The organism is Aequorivita sp. CRS11 (assembly GCF_059693805.1).
On sequence record NZ_JCATIG010000004.1, the window covers coordinates 120,150 to 141,827 of the forward strand.

At 38.9% G+C, this 21,678-nt stretch carries 18 protein-coding genes, 1 pseudogene and 2 riboswitches; of the genes and pseudogenes, 2 read left to right on the forward strand and 17 right to left on the reverse strand.

Features of this window, described 5'->3' with window-relative positions:
- Nucleotides 1-31: 31 nt before the first annotated feature.
- The 4 genes from dtd to AC58DT_RS09195 all read right to left on the reverse strand — a co-directional run bounded on the left by dtd (nt 32) and on the right by AC58DT_RS09195 (nt 3,476).
- On the reverse strand, nt 32-484 hold the full coding sequence (dtd, locus tag AC58DT_RS09180; RefSeq protein WP_497216555.1) for a D-aminoacyl-tRNA deacylase: 453 nt from the start codon (nt 482-484) through the stop codon (nt 32-34).
- A 78-nt stretch (nt 485-562) separates the two neighbouring features.
- A complete protein-coding gene (gene rsgA / locus AC58DT_RS09185) occupies nt 563-1,510 on the reverse strand; it encodes a ribosome small subunit-dependent GTPase A (protein WP_497216556.1) in 948 nt (315 codons plus the stop codon).
- A 21-nt stretch (nt 1,511-1,531) separates the two neighbouring features.
- Nucleotides 1,532-2,614, reverse strand: a complete 1,083-nt coding sequence (locus AC58DT_RS09190) for a chorismate mutase (RefSeq protein ID WP_497216557.1) — start codon at nt 2,612-2,614, stop codon at nt 1,532-1,534.
- A complete protein-coding gene (locus AC58DT_RS09195; RefSeq protein ID WP_497216558.1) occupies nt 2,604-3,476 on the reverse strand; it encodes a prephenate dehydratase in 873 nt (290 codons plus the stop codon). The genes AC58DT_RS09190 and AC58DT_RS09195 overlap by 11 nt, the downstream gene beginning before the upstream one ends.
- A 242-nt stretch (nt 3,477-3,718) precedes the next feature.
- Here AC58DT_RS09195 and gldA point away from each other — a divergent pair, with 242 nt between their 5' ends.
- Complete coding sequence (gene gldA / locus AC58DT_RS09200) at nt 3,719-4,618, forward strand: gliding motility-associated ABC transporter ATP-binding subunit GldA (protein WP_497216559.1); 900 nt, start codon at nt 3,719-3,721, stop codon at nt 4,616-4,618.
- Here the strand turns inward: gldA and AC58DT_RS09205 are convergent.
- The 11 genes and pseudogenes from AC58DT_RS09205 to AC58DT_RS09255 all read right to left on the reverse strand — a co-directional run bounded on the left by AC58DT_RS09205 (nt 4,605) and on the right by AC58DT_RS09255 (nt 17,308).
- A complete protein-coding gene (locus AC58DT_RS09205; protein ID WP_497216560.1) occupies nt 4,605-5,354 on the reverse strand; it encodes a head GIN domain-containing protein in 750 nt (249 codons plus the stop codon). The two genes, gldA and AC58DT_RS09205, sit on opposite strands and share 14 nt — an antisense overlap.
- Before the next feature lie 28 nt (nt 5,355-5,382).
- Nucleotides 5,383-6,492: an acyloxyacyl hydrolase gene (locus tag AC58DT_RS09210; RefSeq protein WP_497216561.1), complete on the reverse strand. Its 1,110-nt coding sequence runs from the start codon at nt 6,490-6,492 to the stop codon at nt 5,383-5,385.
- A 27-nt stretch (nt 6,493-6,519) separates the two neighbouring features.
- Nucleotides 6,520-7,272 carry a head GIN domain-containing protein gene (locus tag AC58DT_RS09215; RefSeq protein WP_497216562.1) on the reverse strand — a complete coding sequence of 251 codons (753 nt, stop codon included), beginning with the start codon at nt 7,270-7,272 and terminating at the stop codon, nt 6,520-6,522.
- 3 nt (nt 7,273-7,275) lie between these two features.
- The gene (locus AC58DT_RS09220; RefSeq protein WP_497216844.1) at nt 7,276-8,367 is read right to left on the reverse strand and encodes an acyloxyacyl hydrolase; all 1,092 of its coding nucleotides are present in this window, start codon (nt 8,365-8,367) and stop codon (nt 7,276-7,278) included.
- A 20-nt stretch (nt 8,368-8,387) separates the two neighbouring features.
- A complete protein-coding gene (gene metF, locus AC58DT_RS09225; RefSeq protein WP_497216563.1) occupies nt 8,388-9,344 on the reverse strand; it encodes a methylenetetrahydrofolate reductase [NAD(P)H] in 957 nt (318 codons plus the stop codon).
- Between the two features lie 143 nt (nt 9,345-9,487).
- The gene (gene metH, locus AC58DT_RS09230; RefSeq protein WP_497216564.1) at nt 9,488-12,190 is read right to left on the reverse strand and encodes a methionine synthase; all 2,703 of its coding nucleotides are present in this window, start codon (nt 12,188-12,190) and stop codon (nt 9,488-9,490) included.
- 53 nt (nt 12,191-12,243) lie between these two features.
- Complete coding sequence (locus AC58DT_RS09235; RefSeq protein WP_497216565.1) at nt 12,244-13,185, reverse strand: pyridoxal-phosphate dependent enzyme; 942 nt, start codon at nt 13,183-13,185, stop codon at nt 12,244-12,246.
- Complete coding sequence (locus AC58DT_RS09240; protein WP_497216566.1) at nt 13,182-14,195, reverse strand: homocysteine S-methyltransferase family protein; 1,014 nt, start codon at nt 14,193-14,195, stop codon at nt 13,182-13,184. The genes AC58DT_RS09235 and AC58DT_RS09240 overlap by 4 nt, the downstream gene beginning before the upstream one ends.
- Before the next feature lie 156 nt (nt 14,196-14,351).
- Nucleotides 14,352-14,470, reverse strand: a riboswitch (SAM riboswitch).
- Nucleotides 14,471-14,548: 78 nt separating this feature from the next.
- Nucleotides 14,549-14,971, reverse strand: coding sequence for an OsmC family protein (locus AC58DT_RS09245; RefSeq protein ID WP_497216567.1), 423 nt, complete (start codon nt 14,969-14,971; stop codon nt 14,549-14,551).
- A gap of 10 nt (nt 14,972-14,981) precedes the next feature.
- Nucleotides 14,982-16,064 (reverse strand): annotated as a pseudogene (locus AC58DT_RS09250) (homoserine dehydrogenase family protein); the annotation flags it as partial.
- 74 nt (nt 16,065-16,138) lie between these two features.
- Nucleotides 16,139-17,308 carry a trans-sulfuration enzyme family protein gene (locus AC58DT_RS09255; RefSeq protein WP_497216568.1) on the reverse strand — a complete coding sequence of 390 codons (1,170 nt, stop codon included), beginning with the start codon at nt 17,306-17,308 and terminating at the stop codon, nt 16,139-16,141.
- A 126-nt stretch (nt 17,309-17,434) separates the two neighbouring features.
- Nucleotides 17,435-17,555, reverse strand: a riboswitch (SAM riboswitch).
- A 245-nt stretch (nt 17,556-17,800) separates the two neighbouring features.
- Between AC58DT_RS09255 and metK the strand changes: the two genes are divergently transcribed.
- Nucleotides 17,801-19,057 (forward strand): methionine adenosyltransferase, encoded by a 1,257-nt coding sequence (gene metK / locus AC58DT_RS09260; protein ID WP_497216569.1) that lies wholly within the window; start codon nt 17,801-17,803, stop codon nt 19,055-19,057.
- A 109-nt stretch (nt 19,058-19,166) separates the two neighbouring features.
- Here the strand turns inward: metK and AC58DT_RS09265 are convergent, their stop codons facing one another.
- Together AC58DT_RS09265 and AC58DT_RS09270 are read right to left on the reverse strand one after the other, a co-directional pair.
- Nucleotides 19,167-19,814, reverse strand: a complete 648-nt coding sequence (locus AC58DT_RS09265) for a response regulator (RefSeq protein ID WP_497216570.1) — start codon at nt 19,812-19,814, stop codon at nt 19,167-19,169.
- Nucleotides 19,815-19,905: 91 nt separating this feature from the next.
- A complete protein-coding gene (locus AC58DT_RS09270; RefSeq protein WP_497216571.1) occupies nt 19,906-21,678 on the reverse strand; it encodes a tetratricopeptide repeat-containing sensor histidine kinase in 1,773 nt (590 codons plus the stop codon).

Consider the following 21,678-nt stretch of genomic DNA (forward strand, 5'->3'; position numbering starts at 1 on the left):
ATTCTGAAAGGTTAAAAAAAAGTTAAAGAGTTTATTCTCTTTTTTTTGAGTCTATCAAAATTGTCACCGGGCCGTCATTGATTAAAGCCACCTCCATCATGGCTCCAAAACTGCCTGTTAGCACTTTTTTATTTGTTTCATTTTCAAGCTGAAACACGAATTTTTCGTAAAGCGGGATAGCTGTTTCAGGCTTTGCTGCATTTATGAATGAAGGTCGGTTCCCTTTTTTTGTATTTGCGTGAAGTGTGAATTGGCTTACAACCAAACAATCGCCGTTAATGTCTTGTACAGATAAATTCATCGCATCGTTTTCATCTGAAAAAATCCGTAAACGAGCAATTTTACCTGCCAACCAGTTAATGTCTTCTTGGGCATCTTCCGCTTCAATTCCCAACAAAATGAGCAATCCTTGGTTTATTTCAGAAAAAATTTCCCCTTCAATAGTTACGGATGCTTTTTTTACTCTTTGGATTAAAACGCGCATTTTGGATTGTTGGAATTTTAGCTTGTTGGACAGTTAGATTATTTGAATTTTGGTATTTGGTGCTTGAGGTTTGGAATTTTACTTCTCATAAATATCTTTTCTGAAATGATCTTCTTCGCCTTCCAAAATCTGAAGATAACTTTTATAGCGGGACCATGCTATTTCTTCGTTTTCCAAAGCTTCTTTCACAGCGCAGTTTGGCTCCTCCAGGTGCAGGCAGTTGTTGAACTTGCAGTTTTCCTTCAGTTCAAAAAACTCCGGAAAGTAATCGCCCAGTTCTTCTTTATCAATTTCAACTACTCCAAAACCTTTAATGCCCGGAGTGTCTATTATTTGTCCGCCAAAGGAAAGATCAAACATTTCAGCGAAAGTTGTGGTGTGTTGCCCTTGCAAATGTTGCTCAGAAATTTCTGAAGTTTTTAGGGCCAACCCTGGTTCTATTGCATTGATCAAAGTAGATTTTCCAACCCCGCTATGACCAGAAAACATGGTCACTTTATCCTGCATCAAGGTTTTAACTTTATCGATATTTTTTCTTGTGATTGCTGAAATCCCAATACATTCATACCCTATTTTTCGGTAAAGCGCAGCAAGAAATTTTATCTCAAGCAACTCATCTTCATTGTAAGTGTCAATTTTATTGAAAAGCAATACAGCCTTGATGTGATAAGCTTCCGCAGTTACCAAAAAACGATCGATGAAAGTAGTAAATGTTGGCGGATTGTTTAAGGTAATCAACAAAAAAGCAACATCAATATTTGCAGCAATAATGTGGGTTTGCTTGGAAAGGTTTACAGATTTTCGAATGATATAGTTTTCGCGCTCATCAATATGTGAGATTACGCCGACAGTTTCATCACCCTTTTTTTCAATTTCAAAATCTACGTGATCGCCCACAGCCACAGGATTGGTACTTTTAATACCGCCAATCCTGAATTTACCTTTTATACGGCAATCGTAAAATGTACCGTTCTCGGCTTTTACGCTGTACCAGCTTCCAGTAGATTTATAAACAAGGCCTTTCATTGCACAAAGTTGCAAAACTTTTCAATCATTAATAACCTTTTTTTGATGATTGATTGATTCTTGGTGAATTGCTTTAAAAATTTTCAGAATAAATTCCTCACTTAACTGGTTCTCTTCGCCTTCCAAAATCATTTTACCCAAAATTTCATTCCATCTTTTTGTTTGAAGAATGGCCACATTATTTTTCTTTTTTAAAGCTCCAATATTATCGGCAATCTTCATACGTTTTCCCAAAGACTCTATTAGCTGATGGTCCAAAACGTCAATCTTTGTTCGCAATGTATTCAGTTTATTTTTAAACTCAACTGCGTCGCCTTCCTGCTTTCGAATTCGCAGATCAATTGTCATTTGTTTTAAGTTTGCGGGGGTAATTTGTTGTGAAGCATCGCTCCACGCGTTGTCTGGATCAAAATGCGTTTCCACCATCAATCCGTCGTAATTCAGATCTAAAGCGGTTTGACAGAGATCAAAAATAATATCGCGACGCCCCGCAATATGCGAAGGATCCAAAATCAGAGGCAAATCCGGAAATTTATTTTGGAGGTCAATCGGTATTTGCCATTCGGGATTATTTCGATAGCGCGTCTTTTCGTATGTTGAAAATCCGCGGTGAATTACGCCCAGGTTTTTCACATCACTTTCATAAAAACGTTCCACAGCTCCGAGCCAAAGCGCCAAATCTGGATTCACTGGATTTTTAATCAACACGATTTTATCCGTTCCCTTTAAAGCATCAGCTATTTCCTGAACAATAAACGGCGAAACAGTCGTACGCGCGCCAACCCAAAGTATATCAACATCGTGTTTCAACGCCAAATCTACGTGGTTTGCGTTTGCAACTTCGGTTGCGGTCATCAAACCCGTTTCCTCTTTCGCTTTTTGAAGCCATTTCAACCCCAAGGCACCAACGCCCTCAAAATTTCCCGGACGGGTTCTGGGTTTCCAGATTCCGGCTCGCAATACTGTTGTATCAGTTTCTTTTAATTGGTGGGCGATTTTCAGTACCTGTTCTTCCGTTTCGGCACTGCACGGACCAGCAATTACAATTGGGTGCGCCAGTTCCATTTTGTTTAACCAATTGCGAAGATTTTTATTATTTTCCATTTAAGATTGCATTTGAAAATTGAGCATGGGCGTGTGTTTCATCTTGTTTGTAAACTCCCAATATTTTTAATTCTTTCACTGTTTTTTTAAGCATTTCCATCACTTCAAAAAAGAAACTTTCATCCATAAAAACCACATCAACAAAAAAAGCATACTGCCAAGGTTTCCCAACTATTGGAAGTGATTGTATCTTGGTCAAATTTATGTTGAAAGTCGTTAAAAGGCTCAGCACATTTCCTAAACTTCCCACATTGTGCTGCAGTACAAATTTAATTGAAGCTTTGTCGGCTTGCTGATTCCTTTGCTTTTCTTTTTTGCCCAAAAGTACGAAGCGCGTATGGTTTTCCTTTATATCTTGAATATTACTATCCAAAATTTTAAGTCCGAATTTTTCAGCAACCTGTTTTCCTGCAATTGCAGCAACGCCCGTTAAGTTTTGATCTTTGATTCCTTTTGCTTCGGAGGCAGTATCTTTTCCTTCAATTACTTTGAATTGCGGCGGAAATTTCTGCAAATAATCCCTGCACTGAAGCAACGCCACGGGATGTGAATGTATTTCCTTTATGTCGTGAATAGATTCACTTTCCAGCGCCATAACGAACATTTGAATGTTTAAAACAGTTTCGTCCAAAATTTCAAAATCGCCTTTGTCAATCAATCCATAATTCGGTAAAATCGAGCCAACGATAGTGTTTTCAATGGCAATCACACCAAAATCGGCATTGCTATTATTTACCGCGCTTGTTACCTTTTCAAAAGAATCACAGCTTAAAAGTGTAACTTCCTCGTTGGGGAAAAGTTTTTGGACGGCTTGGTGGTGGAATGAACTTTCAATTCCCTGCATTGCTACTTTTAGGCTCATAATTTTAAATTTAGGTTAAAAAAAAAGTCCCGGAAAATATTTCCGGGACTTTAAATGTTTTATGGTTCAATTACCTATACAACAATCCCGGTTCTATCGTTAAAATAGAAAAACCAAAAATTGTTGAAAGTAAAAAGTGTGCTCATTGTGTTTTAATAGATTGCTAATGTAGCTAATTCTTAAAAACGAAAAAGGCTTTTTTCATTTTTTTATTTGCTTAACTTTGTTCAACTTCTGAAAATATGTCGATACAAGTAGAAAATATTACCAAAACCTACGGCGAACAAAAAGCGCTGAACAAGGTTTCATTCACTATTGAAAAAGGCGAAATCGTTGGTTTTCTCGGGCCAAACGGCGCGGGAAAATCTACGATGATGAAGATTTTGACTACTTTCCTTCCAGCTTCGGAAGGCGTGGCAATTGTGAATGGCTTTGAAGTAACCAAGGATGATATTTCCGTGAAAAAAAGCGTGGGCTATCTGCCGGAACACAACCCGCTTTATTTGGATATGTACGTTCGCGAATATCTTCTTTTCAATGCTGGGATTTATAATATTTCAAAAACAGAAGTTGAAAATGTTATTGAAAAGACTGGCTTAACGCCCGAAGCGAACAAGAAAATTGGGCAGCTTTCAAAAGGATATCGCCAGCGCGTTGGGCTTGCAAATGCACTTTTGCACAATCCTGAAGTTTTGATTCTTGATGAGCCAACTACCGGTTTGGATCCAAATCAATTAATTGAAATAAGACAACTTATAAAAAGCGTTGGAAAAGAAAAAACGGTTTTGCTTTCCACCCACATTATGCAGGAAGTGGAAGCCATTTGCGACCGTGTAATAATTATAAACAAAGGCGAAATAGTGCTCGATAAAAAACTTTCAGATTTAAAAAACAATCAGCAACAGATTATTGAAGTGGAATTTGATTATCGCGTGGAAGAAGTCGCATTACAACAGCTTCCGAAGATTCAAAAAGTTGAAAATTCCATCGGCTTTGTTTATCAGCTTTACTTTGAAACCGAGCAGGATATGCGCGGAAAGGTTTTTGATTTTGCGCACGACAATGGGTTAAAAATACTTCAGCTACATCAAAAAAACACCACACTTGAAAAATTGTTTTCTGAATTGACTATTCAAAAATAAGCTTGCCTCGATAGAATTCTTCAACCTCAACGATTGAAGGTCTGTTTTTGGAAATAACATTGCCCAAACTCACAATTTTTCCACGAATGGCCAATTGTGGATTCACTACCATTTCGCCTGTACTTCGGTGATAAACATAGAGGTTCTGTACGGTTAAATTTTCAGCAAAAATCCTGCAATCGCCTGCGTACAGACCAAAATTGGTATTTGTCGCACTTCCCTTTAAATAAAACTTGGACAGTCCATTGGCCACGACGCTTAAACTCTGAACATCCAAATTCAATTTAAAATCGCCGTCAATGTGATACTGATCCTCGTTTTGCTGATCTTCCGACAAAAGTGTTAATGACGGGTACCGAAGCACGCCGATACTTTCAATAAGGTAACCAGTGCTACTGCGGATTTCGGTTATATTTGGAGATGTAATATATATTTTGGTTATTTCGTAATCGCGGACCAAATTGCAACTGTTGTTATTGTGAATTTCAAGTCTACCATCGGTTACGGTAACTTCTACATCATTCATAAGGCTTTCTCCTGTTTCAATAACCACTTTTTGCTCTTCACCCTGTTGAATAAATACCTTGGTACGCTCCCAAACCAATATTTTAGTAAAGGGCGGCACTGTAACTTCGTTTTGTACGATAGTTCCAGCATTCTGAATACAATCCCAACTCGACTCTGAATTACAGCCCGTAAAAATCAAAACCAATATGCAGTAAAATATGTTTTTCATAATCTTTTTCTGAAATTTTCAGAATTTTTTACAATCTGTAACCTACACCAAACTCAACTGCTTCCGCTTTTGCCCAATGTGCATGAACGCTTATGGCGGCAAAAATTTTATCGTTGAAAAAATATCGTTTAAGCCCTAAACGGTTATAAATACGGTTTTCAAATTCATAAGGCCAATATACATAATAACCCAACTGCGAAATAAACGCAACTTTATTAAAACGCCATTCGTGGCCCACAAATACCCCAACGCGTTTATAATCTTCATCACCCGAAAGTCCGTCCTCTGGATAGGCAATTGAGCGATAGTTGATCAATTCTTTCAAAAAAGTAGAAAAGAAAACATCTACCCCAGCTGTAAATGTGCTTTTATAGTTAATACGTTTGTCAACAAAAGCTGAAATCACATAAAACGGCTCCTGCCCTAACCCTACTACATCGCTTTCGTTTATTCCAGTTCTAAAAGCAAGGTTGTATTTAAACCTTTCGGCGTGTGTTCTGCTAAGCGAATCCTCTTTTTTGATATACTCGGGAAATTCCTTATAATCCAATTGATAACTTACCCCTGCATTTAACAAAAATGAATTAGTACTGTTGTTCGGAGCTTTAAAATTGGCATTGCTATAGTGGATAACCGTAAAACCTGCGTGAAGGCCCAGCCCCTTCCAAATGTTTTCACGCACAAAATTTCCTTTTAAAATAGTTGTGCTCAATAAATGTGTGCCATAGGCATTGTTGATGTAATTTGTTTCCTGATTATAAGGGATTGAAGAATATGCAATTCCCTGCCCCACGCTCAGCATAAGGTGCCTTTTTAAAAAATACCAGTTCATATGACCATAGGCCCCAATTACATTTCCCAAATACTCGTTGTGCATATTTTGATATGCGAGTGTAAAACCCCAATCGGGATAATTATAACGGCGTTCCCATTCGTTAAACCCATAAGTTTTTCGATTAAAGGAAAGAATAAAACCTGTGGGATGCCCGGTAATTAAGTGCTCAATATCCGGATTGTGCTCCAGAATACTTCCGTAGAAAAAATCTGCCTCCAGTGAAATTGGTTTCAATTCTTCTTCTTGGGAAAAAAGCGAAAGACTTATAAATAGGACTGAAATTACGGAAAGAAAGTGCTTCATATTTTTTTCAACGCCCGTAAAGATAAACTAATCTTCAAATAATAGCCTGCCCGTGAATAATTCTTTTACATCTACCAGCGGAGGGCGGTTGTGGCTGATAATATCGCCCGTAGCCACGATTTTTCCGACGATACTTTGCTGCGGATTTACTATCATTTTGTTCGCACTTCTTTGAAAAACAGTGAGTTCATCAATTATAAAATTTTCTCCCTCAAACCGGGGCATTTCGTCAGCAAAACTAAGATTGGCTTTGCCAGCGGTGCCCGTAATATAAAAAACACTTTGGCCGTTTGCGCTTACGCGGAAATCTTCACAAATAAGGTTCAAATAAAAATCGCCGCTCTTTCTGATTGTTTCTGGGCCGGCCGTGGTGTTGCTAACCAAAGTGAGTTGCGGAAACTGCAAAACTCCCTCGCCAATAACGTCGTAAGCCGAGCTATTTCTGATTTCAGTAATGTTTGGCACGGTTACAAATACTTTCGTAATTCCGTAATCGCGGACCAAATTGCAATCATTATTATCTTTCACCACCAAAGTATTTCCTTCAACACCTACGGAAATATCGCTTAAAAGGTTTTCGCCCGTTTCAAGAATTATTTTTGTTGAATCGCCCTGTTTCAAATACAAAGTCACATCGTCCTCAATCCTGATTTTTGAAAAATCTGAAACTAAGTATTCTTTGGAAACTTTGCTTCCAGCAGCTTGCACACAATCCCAACCGTTTTCGGAATCGCACGAAAACAGCAAAAAAACCAAACAAACAAAAAATAATTTCTTCATAATTTATATTCTAATTCCCACGCCAAATTCCACGCCTTCCACTTTCGCACCGTGCGATTTTAAAGTGATTGCGCTGAAAAGTCTTTCGGTTAAATAATATTTCAAACCTACACGAAAATACGTTCTTCCCTCAAAATCGTAGGGATAATATACATAATAGCCAACTTGTGAAACTACTGCCAATTTATTGATATGAAGTTCGTGCCCCGCAAAAATGCCGACGCGTTTAAAATCCTCATCGCCTTTAATGCCCATATTTGGAAAAGCTATGGAAAGATATTCAATTTCCTTTTTCAGGAATGGTAAGTAGAAAAAATCTGCGCCTAACTGAAGCGTACTTTTATAACTCAGCCGCTTATCTGCAAATGCCGAAACCACAAAAAACGGATGTTGTCCAAGATTTAAATAATCACTTTCATTCAACCCGCCACGAAGCACAAAATTGTATTTGATGGGTTCTGAAATTTTCTTCGGAAGCGAATCGGAAATATATTCCGGAGTTTCATCTGCAATCGAATATTGAACGCCGACATTCAAAGTGAAAGCATTTGTGCTGGAATTTGGCGCCTTAAAATTTCCATTGGAATAATGCACCAACGCAATCCCTGCCTGCACTCCGAAGTTTTTAAAAAAGTTTTGTTTGTTGTAATTCAACATCAAATAGGTAGAACTCAACAAATGGCTACCGTAAGCATTGTTTTTGAAATCGGCTTCCAAATCAAACGGATTGGTATTGTATGCAATGCCCTGCCCTATCCGGAAGAAAAGATTTCGCTTTAAAAAGTAAAAATTGAAATGCCCGTACAGCCCGTAATTTTCACCCAAAACATCATAATTTGCATTTTGGTGCACAAATGAAAAACCCCAATCTGGATAATTATATTCTTGGTGCCAACGCTCGGCTCCGTAAGTTTTTCGGTTAAATCCAACGATGAAACCGTCGGGATGCGCTTTTACCAAATGTGAAATATCCTTATTGTGCCGAAGAATGGTTCCGTAGAAATAATTGGCGTCCACGAAAAAATCATTGTTTTTTTCCTGTGAAAAAACAAAAGAAGTTGTGAGAAAAAACACCAAAAACGCAATTCGGGACATCACCGCAAAATAAAGCAATCTTAAAATATTTGCGAAGCGATTTCCTTAATATTGCTACTTTTTCCCATTGAATAGTAGTGAAGAAATGGCACGCCCGCTTTTACAAGCTCCTTGCTCTGCTTTACGCACCAATCAATCCCAATCTGCCGAACCGCTTTGTTGTCCTTGGCTTTCACCACTTCCATCACCAGCGCATCTGGCAAATCTACTTTGAATCTATGCGGAATTAAATTGAGATGTGATTTCACTGCAATAGGTTTCAGTCCCGGAATAATTGGCACGGTAATACCGTCTGCCCTGCACTTTTCAACAAATTTGAAATACTTTTCGTTATCGAAAAACATTTGTGTTACTATATATTCCGCACCGTTTTTAATTTTCTTTTTTAGGAAATGAATATCGCTTTCACTACTCGGTGCTTCCATATGTTTTTCGGGATAACCAGCCACGCCCACGCAAAAATCTGTTGGAAAAGTATGCTGAAGTTCATCGTCCAAATAGGTTCCTTTATTCAAATCATTTATTTGTGAAACAAGGTCGCAAGCGTATTTGTGACCATTCTTTTCAGGTGTGAAATAGGTTTCACTTTTCACGGCATCGCCCCGTAAGGCCATCACATTGTCAATCCCCAAAAATTGAAGATCTATTAAAAAATTCTCGGTTTCTTCCTTCGTAAATCCACCGCAAAGTATATGGGGTACGGCATCAACGACATATTTATTTTGAATTGCCGCACAAATACCAACCGTTCCGGGACGCTTTCGGACTATTTTCTTTTCAATCAAACCATTCTTCAATTCCTTAAAAACATATTCCTCGCGGTGATAGGTTACATTGATGTAAGGCGGTTGAAACTCCATCAGCGGATCAATATTTTCAAAAATGGAATGTATGTTTTCACCCTTCAAAGGTGGTAAAATTTCGAACGAAAATTGCGTTTTTCCGTTTCCGTTTTTTATATGTTCTGTAACTTTCATAGAGTTAGCCCCCTAACCCCCAAAGGGGGAATTTGCCTCCTGCCCAAATAGAGAAATGGAGGTCGTTAAACAATATAATTCAAAATTTCTTTTCATCATTTCAATCTTTTTATGCTGTTATTAAAAGTCCCCCTTCGGGGGATTTAGGGGGCCAAATTTGTTTTTAGCCAATTTGTGGCTTCCTCCAAATCTATATTCTTCCGTTTTGCAAAATCTTCCACTTGATCCATTTTAATCTTTCCAAGGCCAAAATAACGTGCTTCGGGATTGCCAAAATAATAACCCGAAACCGAAGCTGCTGGCCACATGGCCATATGCTCCGTGAGTTCTACGCCTATATTCTCTTTCACTTTTAAAAGCTCCCAAATAGTCCTTTTCTCCAAATGGTCGGGACAGGCGGGATAACCCGGGGCGGGGCGAATGCCTTTGTATTTTTCGGAAATGAGGTCTTCATTGGAGAGATTTTCTTCGGAAGCGTAGCCCCAATAATTGGTACGCACTTCTTTGTGAAGATATTCCGCAAAAGCCTCTGCCAAGCGGTCTGCCAAAGCTTTTACTATAATCGCATTGTAATCATCGTGCTCCGCCACATATTTTGCGGCCAATTCCGCAGTTCCAAAACCGGTACTCACACAGAAACATCCAATATAATCCTGAATTCCAGTTTCCTTTGGCGCGATAAAATCTGCCAAGGCGAGGTTTGGTTTTCCTTTAGCCTTTTGGGACTGTTGGCGAAGGGTTCGGAATACGGGATTTGGGATTTTGGATTTGAGATTTGGGATTTCCAAAGAAATATCATCATCATTTATAGTATTCGCCTCAAAAATTCCAAAAACGGCTCTTGCATTCAACAATCTTTCTGAAATTATTTTTTGAAGCATTTGTTGCGCATCTTTGAATAATTCCGAAGCTTGTTCGCCCACTACCTCGTCCGTCAAAATATTTGGATATTTACCGTGCAATTCCCAACTTCTGAAAAAGGGTGTCCAATCTATATAATCCAACAACAGATTTAGATCGAAATCTTTTAAAACGTGAACTCCCAATTGTTTCGGTTTGATTATTTCTGAGGTTTTCCAATCAATTTGAAATTTATTTTTTCGCGCTTCGGAAATTGGCAAATAGGTTTTTACTTTTTGGCGTTTTAGAAAATCTTGTCGAAAAGTGTTGTATTCTTGTTTCAAATTCTCCTTATAGGAAGCCGAAGTTTCCTTTTTCAGCAAATCGCCAACAACCGTAACCGCTCGTGAAGCATCGTTTATATGCACCACGGCACATTCGTACTCAGGATCAATTTTTACGGCGGTATGCGCCCGACTCGTGGTTGCGCCGCCAATCAACAAGGGAACCTTGAAATTTTGCCGCTGCATTTCCTTCGCCAAAAAAACCATTTCGTCCAGCGATGGCGTAATCAAGCCGCTCAAACCGATGGCATCCACGTTTTCCTCTTTTGCGGTTGCAATTATTTTTTCTGGTGGAACCATCACACCCAAATCGATTATTTCATAATTATTACACGCCAAAACAACCCCGACAATATTTTTGCCGATGTCATGGACATCACCTTTTACAGTTGCCATTAAAATCCGGCCAGCATTTTTTGAATCATTTATTTGAGGATTTTTTAGTTTTTCCTCTTCGATGTATGGGAGTAAATACGCTACAGCTTTTTTCATCACTCGCGCACTTTTCACTACTTGTGGTAAAAACATTTTTCCACTTCCGAAAAGATCGCCAACCACGTTCATTCCGGTCATTAAATTCCCTTCTATTACTTCAATTGGCTTTTCAGCATTTTGCCTTGCTTCTTCAATGTCTTCTAAAATAAATTCATCAATTCCTTTTACCAACGCTCTGGTAATGCGGTTTTGCAGCGGTTCTTCACGCCACGAAAGATCTATTTTACTTTCCTTTGCGGTTCCTTTAACTGTTTCGGCAAAATCCAATAAACGTTCCGTGGCATCTTCGCGCCGGTCGAGCATTACGTCTTCAACGCGTTCCAAAAGATCTTTTGGAATATCGTCGTAAACTTCCAACATTGCAGGGTTTACAATACCGATGTTCATTCCCGCTTGAATTGCGTGGTACAAAAACACGGAATGCATCGCCTCGCGAACGGGATCATTTCCTCGGAAACTAAAGGAAACATTGCTCACACCACCGCTCACACTCACGTGCGGCAGATTTTCACGAACCCAGCGAGTAGCTTCAATAAAATCGATGGCGTTTTTTCTGTGTTCATCCATTCCCGTTGCAACGGGGAAAATATTTAAGTCGAAAATAATGTCTTCGGGTGCGAACTTTACTTGATTCACCAAAATATCATAAGATCTGCTGGCGATTTCAATTCTTCGATCGTAATTATCGGCTTGGCCAGTTTCGTCAAAAGCCATCACGATTACTGCGGCTCCGTAGCGTTTTATGAGTTTTGCGTGGTGAATAAATTCTACCTCGCCTTCCTTTAAACTAATAGAATTTACAACACATTTTCCTTGCACAACCTGCAAACCGGCTTCAATAATTTCCCATTTGCTGCTATCAATCATAATAGGAACCCGAGAAATATCGGGTTCGGCAATCACAAGATTTAGGAATTTCACCATCGCTTCTTTGCCATCAATCAAACCATCGTCCATATTTATGTCGATGATTTGCGCACCATTTTCAACTTGTTCACGCGCAACGGAAAGGGCTTCCTCAAAATTTCGTTCTTTAATTAATCGAAGAAATTTCTTTGAACCTGCTACATTGGTGCGTTCACCAACGTTTATAAAATTGCTTTCGGGGGTGATTATTAGTGGTTCGAGACCGCTAAGTTTTAAATATTTCTTGTTTTCTGTACTCATTATTTTAATCCTATCTTCAATTGCGCTTCGACTGCGCTCAGCGTGACATCTTGTTAAAAAGGAAGTTTTGAAAGATCCACATTTCCGCCGGAAATAATAATTCCCACTTTTTTATTTTTAAATCTATCATTTTCACGAAGCAAGGCTGCAAGAGCAACCGCACTGCTGGGTTCTATAATTATTTTCATCCGCTCCCAAATCTGTTTCATTGCTGAAATGATTTCGGGTTCCTCAACTCGAATTATTTCTGAAACCAATTCTTTTATTATTGGGAAATTGACATCGCCAAGGAAAGTTTTAAGTCCGTCGGCGATTGTATTTGTAGTTTCGTTGAATTCTATTTTTCCATTTTTTAGGCTTCGGAAAGCGTCGTCAACCTCAAAAGGTTCTCCTCCGATTGTTTTGCAATTAGTTCCAAAATATTTCACCGAAAGTGAAGTGCCGGCAATCAATCCGCCGCCACCAACTGGTGCGAAAACATAGTCTAAATCGGGATGTGCTTTCAACAATTCAGCTGCGGAAGTTGCATTGCCGAGAATTACATTTTTATCGTTTGAGGGATGGATAAACGTTGCGCCAGTTTCTTTTTGGATTCGCTCTGCTTCGGTTTCTCTCGCAATGGGTGTTGATTCCGATTCTGTGATAATTCCGCCGTAACCTTTTACTGCTTCCTTTTTAACTTGCGGCGCATTTTCGGGCATTACGATATATGCTTTTACTCCAAGGTTTTTCGCTGCCAAAGAAAGCGCTTGCGCAAAGTTTCCGGAAGAATGTGTTACAACTCCTGCTTTTTTTTGTGCTTCGGAAAGTTGCAAAATAGCATTTATCGCACCCCTCATTTTGAATGCGCCCATTTTTTGAAAATTCTCACATTTGAAGAAAACCTCAGCACCGGAAAGTTCATTTAAGTATGCAGATTTCAGAACGGGCGAGTTATGAACATACGGTTTTACGCGACTACACGCCTCTTCAACTTCTTGTTTTGTGGGAATCATACAGCAAGGTTTTCATTTGAAAAAACAGGTCGCGGTTTGTATTGCGAAGCGATTTCTGCAATTGCTTTAATATGCTCCGGCGTGGTGCCGCAACAGCCGCCGATGATATTCACCAACTGTTTGTCCAAATATTCCTTTACCTGAGAAGCCATTTGCACTGGACTTTCATCGTAATCGCCGAACGCGTTTGGCAATCCGGCATTTGGATAGGCGCTCACGGCAAGATTGGTGCGGCTGGCAATCACTTCAAGATGGGGCGTGAGTTGTTTGGCACCCAAAGCACAATTGAAACCTACGCTCAAAAGTGGAATATGGGATATTGAAATCAGAAATGCCTCTGCCGTTTGGCCGGAAAGCGTTCTTCCCGAAGCATCGGTAATTGTTCCGCTTATCATTATTGGGATGTCAAGATTCCGTTCTTCTTTTATTTCATCTATTGCGAAAAGTGCTGCTTTTGCGTTCAGCGTATCAAATATGGTTTCTACCAAAAGTAAATCCACGCCGCCGTCAATCAAAGCTTCGCATTGTTGTTTGTAGGCAACGCGCAATTCTTCAAAAGAAATTGCTCGAAACCCGGGATCGTTTACGTCCGGACTCATACTTGCGGTTTTGTTTGTCGGACCAATAGCTCCGGCTACAAAACGTGGTTTGTGCGGTTCTTTTGCGGTGAATTCCTCAGCTACTTTTTTTGCGATTTTTGCGGATTCGTGATTCAATTCATAAACCAAATCCTGCATATCGTAATCTGCCATTGCGATTGTGGTGCTGGAAAAGGTGTTGGTTTCCACAATATCTGCGCCTGCTGCGAAGTATTTGGAATGGATTTCTGCAATTGCTTTTGGCTGCGTAATGGAAAGCAAATCGTTATTTCCCTGTACCGATTTATGAAAATCCTTAAACCGTTCGCCACGGAAATCTTCCTCGGAAAATTTATAGCGTTGAAGCATAGTGCCCATTGCGCCGTCGAGGATCAATATTCTATTTTGGAGTGCTTGTTGTATTTTATTCATTTCTTGATTTTTGATTTAAGTTCAAATTTGCGTGAGGGATTGCAGCGGAAATCCTTTTTTGAGGCACGAAAAAAAGATTGCAGCGGAAAGCCCGACCCGAAGGGGCACGCCATAAAAAAAATTATATCAAGAAAAGGTGAAGGAAAAACCTATTTGTTGTTATCTATTCCGAATCCCGAAGTCTCGGGACGGATAGAATGTAGCACCTTCCCCGAAAGTTCGGGAGGTTGCTAAGGCGTCAAAGGGTCTATTCCCTCGGCCTTTCTTGATAACTTTTAACTATGAATATGAACTGATGCAAAGTAACGTGATAAAAATGTAATACACAAGCCCCCTAACCCCCAAAGGGGGAATTATTCCAATTTCTTTCCATTTAGAATTATGCTGTATGTAATTTTTACCGAAGCCTCCAGCGTGATGGAAACGGAACAGTATTTTTTAAAACTAAGTTGCGCTGCACGAATTGCTTTTGCTTCGTCAATTTTTCCTTCCAAATAAAGGGTAACGTGAATTGCTTCAAACGGTTTGGCGTCGCGCACTTCCTTTCGCTGGCCTTCCACTTCCATTTTATAGGAAGTAATTTCCTGCCGCTGTTTTTTCAGAATCATAACAACATCTATCGCGCTGCAACCGCCAACTCCCATCAACAAAAGTTCCATCGGGCTTGCGCCTTTTGAAGGTTCGTCGGTTTTGTTGTCTATTAAAACGGGAACGCCGGAAGCGCCTTTTGCTTCAAAAAGATAATTGTCGTTTATTCTTTTCAGTGAAACTTTCATTGTTTTATATTTAGTTTTCTTTATCGCTTATCCGCAAAATATCTCCGAAAACACCTCGCGCAGTAACCGCTGCTCCCGCACCAGCGCCTTGGATGACGATTGGATTATCACCGTAATTTTCGGTATAAATTTCAAAAATTGAATCGCTGCCTTTTAGTGCTCCCAACATACTATTTTTGGGAACCGAAACCAAACTTACGTCCAAAAGTGCACCCGTTTCCTTTGACAAATCGCCGTGCAAATCTGCTACGTAACGAAAAACAGAATTTTTCGATTGGTTCTTCTTTTTGATTTGAAACGGAACGTCCAATTCCTGCACTCTCGTCAAAAATTCCTCTTTTGAAACGCTTCGCAAATCCTTTGGAATTAGGTTTTGAATGGAAATATCGGCAAACTCGTTGTGCAAATCCAATTCACGAGCCAAAATAAGCAATTTCCGTCCAACGTCATTACCACAAAGGTCTTCGCGCGGGTCCGGTTCCGTAAATCCTTTGTCGATTGCAGATTTTAAAACCGAACTGAACGATCTGTCCTCTTCAGAAAAAGTATTGAAAATATAACTCAACGAACCTGAAAATACACCTCGAATTCGTGTGATATTTTCGCCCGAAAGATGCAAAAGTTTTATTGTATCAATCAATGGAAGTCCCGCGCCCACATTTGTTTCATATAGATATTGACGTTTTTTTGAAGTCAGTTTTTGTCGAAGTTCTTTATAAAAACCCAAATCCAACGTATTGGCGATTTTGTTTGAGGAAACCAAGTGAAAACCGTTTTCAACAAAGGCTGAATAATTTTGAACAAAGCCAGAATCCGCCGTGTTATCCACCAAAATCAGGTTTTGAAGATTGTTGCTTTTTGCGAAGGAAATCACTTCTTCAGGATTATATTCCTTTCCCGATTCTATTTTTTCTTCAATCCAATTTTTGGTCAATCCATTTTGCTGAAGCAATACGGTTTTTGAATTCGCGATTGCGAAAATATTAAGCTCCAAATCACGTCTTCGAGAGATTTCTTCTTTCGAGGAAATGATTTGATTTACCAAATGGCTACCTACATTTCCGTGGCCAAAAATGGCGATGTTTATCTTTTTCTTTTTAATCTTTTCCAGATTTATCAATTGTTCCAAAGGAATTTCTACTGTTGCTGTACTCATTTTTTTTCGGTTTAATAGTTTAAAATTTCTTTGGATTTTTCAATGATTTTAAAAGCTTCGGCAAGATCGTTTATCAAATCTTCGGCATCCTCAATTCCGCAGGAAAGTCGGATTAGCGAATCATTTATTCCAGCATTCAAACGGATTTCACGCGGAATGGAAGCGTGGGTCATTTGCGCAGGATGGCAAAGCAAACTTTTAACGCCTCCAAGACTTTCAGCCAATTTAAAATATTCTGTACTGGTCACAAATTTCACGGCAGCCTCCTGTGTATCATCTTTTAGACTAAAAGAAATTATTCCGCCAAACAAACCATTTTGCTGTTTTTTGGCGATTTCGTGATTCTTGTGGGTTTTCAAACCTGGGTAATGCACTTTTTCAACTGCATCTTGACTTTCCAAAAACAACGCTACTTTCAAAGCGTTTTCGCATTGTCTTTTATAGCGAATGTCCAAAGTTTCAATTCCGCGAATGGTGAGAAAACAATCCCACGGACCTAGAATTCCACCGGAAGCATTTTGAACAAATTTAATTTTTTCTGAAAGTTCTTGCGTGTTTGTAATTACCAATCCCGCGACCAAATCTGAATGTCCACCGATGTATTTTGTGCCGCTGTGAATTACAATATCAGCTCCCAAATCAATTGGTTTTTGGGCAATTGGCGAAGCAAAAGTATTGTCAACAACCAACAGTGCATTTACACTTTTCGCCACTTTTGAAATTGCTTGAATGTCTGAAATCTTCAACGTTGGATTGGTTGGAGATTCAATCCAAATCAGTTTTGTTTTGTTTGAAACGGCGTTTGCTACGTTTTCAACTTCTGTCGTATCAACGTAGTTTACTTTTATTCCCAGTTTTTCATAAACATGGGTAAAAAGTCTGTACGCACCGCCGTAAATATCGTCAACCGCGACTATTTCGTCTCCTACAGAAAGCAATTTCAAAACTGAATCAATCGCCGCCAAACCTGTAGCAAAAGCAAAACCGGAATGACCGTTTTCAAGTTGGGCAACTACGTCTTCCAACACTTTTCGGGTTGGGTTGTTGCTTCGGGCGTAATCAAAACCTTTGTTTACGCCCGGCGCTTCTTGGATAAAGGTTGAAGTTTGGTAAACCGGAACGGAAATGGCTCCCGTTAACGGATCACTTGGAATGGAATGGATAATTTTTGTTGCACTCATTTTTCTAATTTTTTTGAGTTAATAAATAGATTAAACCAAAAGATCAATCCCGAAGTAAATTCGGGACAATAGAAAAATGTTAAAAAGAATGAAAGCAATTTTTTCGGGAACGAAAAAATTGTCTTGTCGTTATCTATCGTCAATCCCGATTGCAATCGGGATCGTTGTAGAATGTAGCACCTTCTTTCCGGAGAAAGGGTTGCTAAGGCGTCATAGGGTCTATTCCCTCGGCCTTTCTTGATAACATTTCAATAAAGTTTTGAACTTTGTGAGCGCAAATATAGCGTCAGAAAAATTTAATAACCAAATTTTTCGCCAAAAAACTTTAAATAAAATTGCGGTTCATTTAATTTTTTTACTTTTGCCCAAGACAAATTAAGAGGAAAGATTTGACTGATTGCAACCTCATTAAAAAATGCTAAAGGCAGTGAAAACTTCCCTTCGGCGCTCTCGTCAAATCTGCTGAAAAATATAAATTTTTAAAACCATTTTATGGCCTATTTATTTACTTCGGAAAGTGTTTCTGAAGGACACCCAGACAAAGTTGCGGATCAAATTAGCGATGCGCTTTTAGATAATTTTTTGGCTTTCGACCCAGAAAGTAAGGTTGCTTGTGAAACTTTGGTAACCACCGGACAAGTTGTTTTGGCGGGCGAGGTGAAAAGCAATACGTATCTCGATGTTCAAAATATTGCACGCGAAGTGATCAATAAAATTGGTTATACGAAAGGCGCTTATAAATTCAGCGGCGATTCCTGTGGGGTAATTTCTTTGATTCACGAACAATCACAGGATATCAATCAAGGTGTTGATCGTGAAAATAAAGAAGAACAGGGCGCCGGTGACCAAGGAATGATGTTTGGTTATGCTACAAAAGAAACCGAAAATTATATGCCGTTGGCGTTGGATATTTCGCATAAAATCTTGATTGAATTGGCTGCGCTTCGTCGCGAAGAAGATGAAATAAAATACTTGCGCCCAGATGCTAAAAGCCAGGTTACTATTGAATATAGCGATGATAATATTCCCCAAAAAATCGTTGCCATTGTTGTATCTACACAACATGACGAATTTGATGAGGATGAGAAAATGCTCTCAAAAATCAAAAAGGATATTACGGAAATTTTGATTCCGAGAGTGAAAAAACAACTCCCGGAATATGTGCAAAAATTATTCAACGATGATATTGTTTATCACATAAATCCAACTGGGAAATTTGTAATTGGCGGACCTCACGGCGATACTGGTTTAACGGGAAGAAAAATTATCGTTGACACTTACGGCGGAAAAGGTGCCCACGGCGGTGGTGCTTTCAGTGGAAAAGACCCAAGTAAAGTTGACAGAAGCGCTGCATATGCATCGCGACACATTGCGAAAAACCTTGTGGCAGCTGGCGTTGCCGATGAAGTTTTGGTACAGGTTTCTTATGCAATTGGCGTTGTGGAACCTACTTCAATTTTGGTTAATACGTACAATTCTTCAAACGTAAAACTTTCTGACGGCGACATTGCAAAAAAGGTTTCTGAAATCTTCAATATGCGCCCAGCGGCCATTGAAAAAAGATTGAAATTAAGAAACCCAATCTATTCCGAAACCGCTGCTTATGGGCATATGGGACGTGTACCTGAAATGGTATCAAAAGTTTTTGAAAGCCCCTATAATGGAAGGATTGAAAAAGAAGTGGAGCTTTTCACTTGGGAAAAGTTGGATTATGTAGATGCAGTAAAAGTTGCTTTTCAATTGAAATAGGTCTCGACTTAAGTTTTTCCTGAGCGCAATCGAAGGACTCGAACTCACAAAAAGAAAATCCCAAATTCCAAAAGTTATAATTGGAGTTTGGGATTTGTTATTTGGCGCTTCAAATAATATTATGGTTCCGTGCCTTTTGAACCGCTTCAATCTTGCTGTGTACCTGCAATTTTTTGTAGATGTTTTCAATGTGTTTTCTAACGGTGCTGGGCGAAAGGAAAAGATGGTCGGCAATGACTGTATAGCTCAACCCTTTGCTCAGTTGCTCCAACACCTCAACTTCACGGGTGGAAAGTGATATTTCCTCTTGATCACGCAGGTTTTGAATATCAATTGGATTTCTTAATAATTTCAAGGTTTTCATGGCGATTGAAGGATTCATTGCCGCACCACCGTTTAAAGTTTCTAAAATACCTTCGTATAAATCCTTTGGGTTTATTTCCTTCAGCAAATAACCGTCCGCACCCGCTTTTATGGCGTTGAATATATGCTCGTCATTATCAAAGGCGGTAAGCATAATTATTTTGATGTGCGGATATTTCTGCTTTACTATTTGGGTTGTTTCAATGCCGTTGAGCACGGGCATTTCAATATCCATCAAGATGATATCGAGGTTATGGTTTTCCTGCAGTTTTGTCAGCAATTCGGTGCCGTTCATGGAAGTATGTTTCACAGAAACATCATCAAAAAAAGAGAGTTTTTCCTTAATGGCATTTATAAGAAAAGTGTTGTCGTCAACTATTGCAACTTTAAGCATCTCTGGTGGGTTAGTTGTTTTAAAGATACTAAAAATACCTTTTAAGAATAATCAAAAAAATAGGGCAATTGCCGTATTAGTTTTTTCTTAATCATTTCGGCACTTTCAGTAAAACTGATGTTCCCTTTTTTGAAGTCTTTATTTGAAGCGCGCCACCAATTTCCCCAGCACGTTTTTTCATATTGTTTAGTCCGTTGCCGAGTTCTGTATTATCTTGATCAAATCCAATTCCATCATCAGTAATTTCAATATAGTATTTGCTTTCTTTTTCAGAAATATTTACTTCAATTTCATCTGCTGATGCATATTTTAAAGCATTGTTTACAGCCTCTTGAATAATTCTATAAATATTCATTCCTGCAACGGAAGAAAAAATGTGCGACTCATCAACATTTTCTTCAATATTAAATGAAAAATCAGTTTTTTCCGAAGCGCTTTTTGCGTGTTCAATAAAGTTTGCAATACGTGATTGAAGATCTTCAAAGGTTATGTTTTCCTTGTTCATCGCCCAAATGGTATCGCGTAATTCATAAATTGTCTGTTGTGTAAAACTGCTAATGTTACTGAGTTTATTGCCCAATTTCTCACTGATGTCCGTAAATCCAAACTTTAAATTATCAATGCTGGAAATGATAAAAGTGAGCTGTGCACCAATATTATCGTGAAGATCGCGAGATATCCTTAAGCGTTGTTCCTGTAATTTATTTTGGGTTTCAATTTTTGCCAAAGCTGTTTTTAATTCACCTTCTTTTTGAAGCTGACGGTTTCTAAGTTTTTGCTGGTTGTAGAGCAAATACCCGAGCAGGCCGAGAATCAGTGCCAGTCCAAGACTCCCAAAAATAAAAGTGTTTTTTCGGCGGACCTCCAAATCCTTTTCGGCAAGTTGGGCGCGCTGTTGCAGTATTTCGTTCTGCTTTTTTTCAGTTTCAAATTCAACGTTTAAGGCAGCGATTCGTTCCTGCACTTTGAGTCCATGAACACTATCTTTTACCGCAGCATATTGTTCAAAATAATATAAGGCCGAATCTGTATTTTTTAATTTCTTATAGATATCAGAAAGCAGTTTGTAGTTATACTGGGTGAGGTTTTGATATTGTTTCTTTTTTGAAATAGGCAACGACTTATGGACTAGTGGAATGGCGCTGCTCCATTTTTCCTCTGCAACAAAAACTTCACCCAACTGCGTATAATTTTCAGCAATGCCCAACGAATCTGCCCATTGTAATCTTTGATGAAGGGATTTGTTGAAATATTCTCTCGATTTTGAATAATTTCCCTGCAGCCCATAAACACCTGCTAGATTGCTCCAACTATAAGGAACACCAATGGTATCATTTATTTTCAATTTTATTTTCAATCCTTCTTCAAAATAGAAAAGGGCGCTGTCCAACTCTTTATTTATTTCCTTTAAAACTCCGTAATTGTTATAAATATCCTTTAGTTCGTTCTCAAAATTGTTTGCTTCCGCAATTGCCTTCCCTTTCTGCATATAATAAAGGGCTTTATCCAAATCGCGATATTTCATGCTATAGCCCATTTCGGCATAATAATCAGCTACCCTGTCCAGTTGATTTAGCTTTTCATAAATTTTTATCCCATCTATAGAACTTTTGGTGCTTTCCTCATATTTTCCCTGGTAGGCATAAACCAAGCTGAGCTGTGAATGTGCGCCTGCCATTCCTAATTCATAGGAAATCTTTTCGGCATCTTTTAGGTTTTTTTGAAAAAGTGCAACAATGGAGTCTTGAGGTATGTTGAGCCCCTGTACATAAAGTGTGTTTATGGAATCAATTGTTTTCTTGCTCTGTGAATACGTGGCGGTGAAATTCATTAACACCGAAAGAAACAGTAAAATCCTAAACAT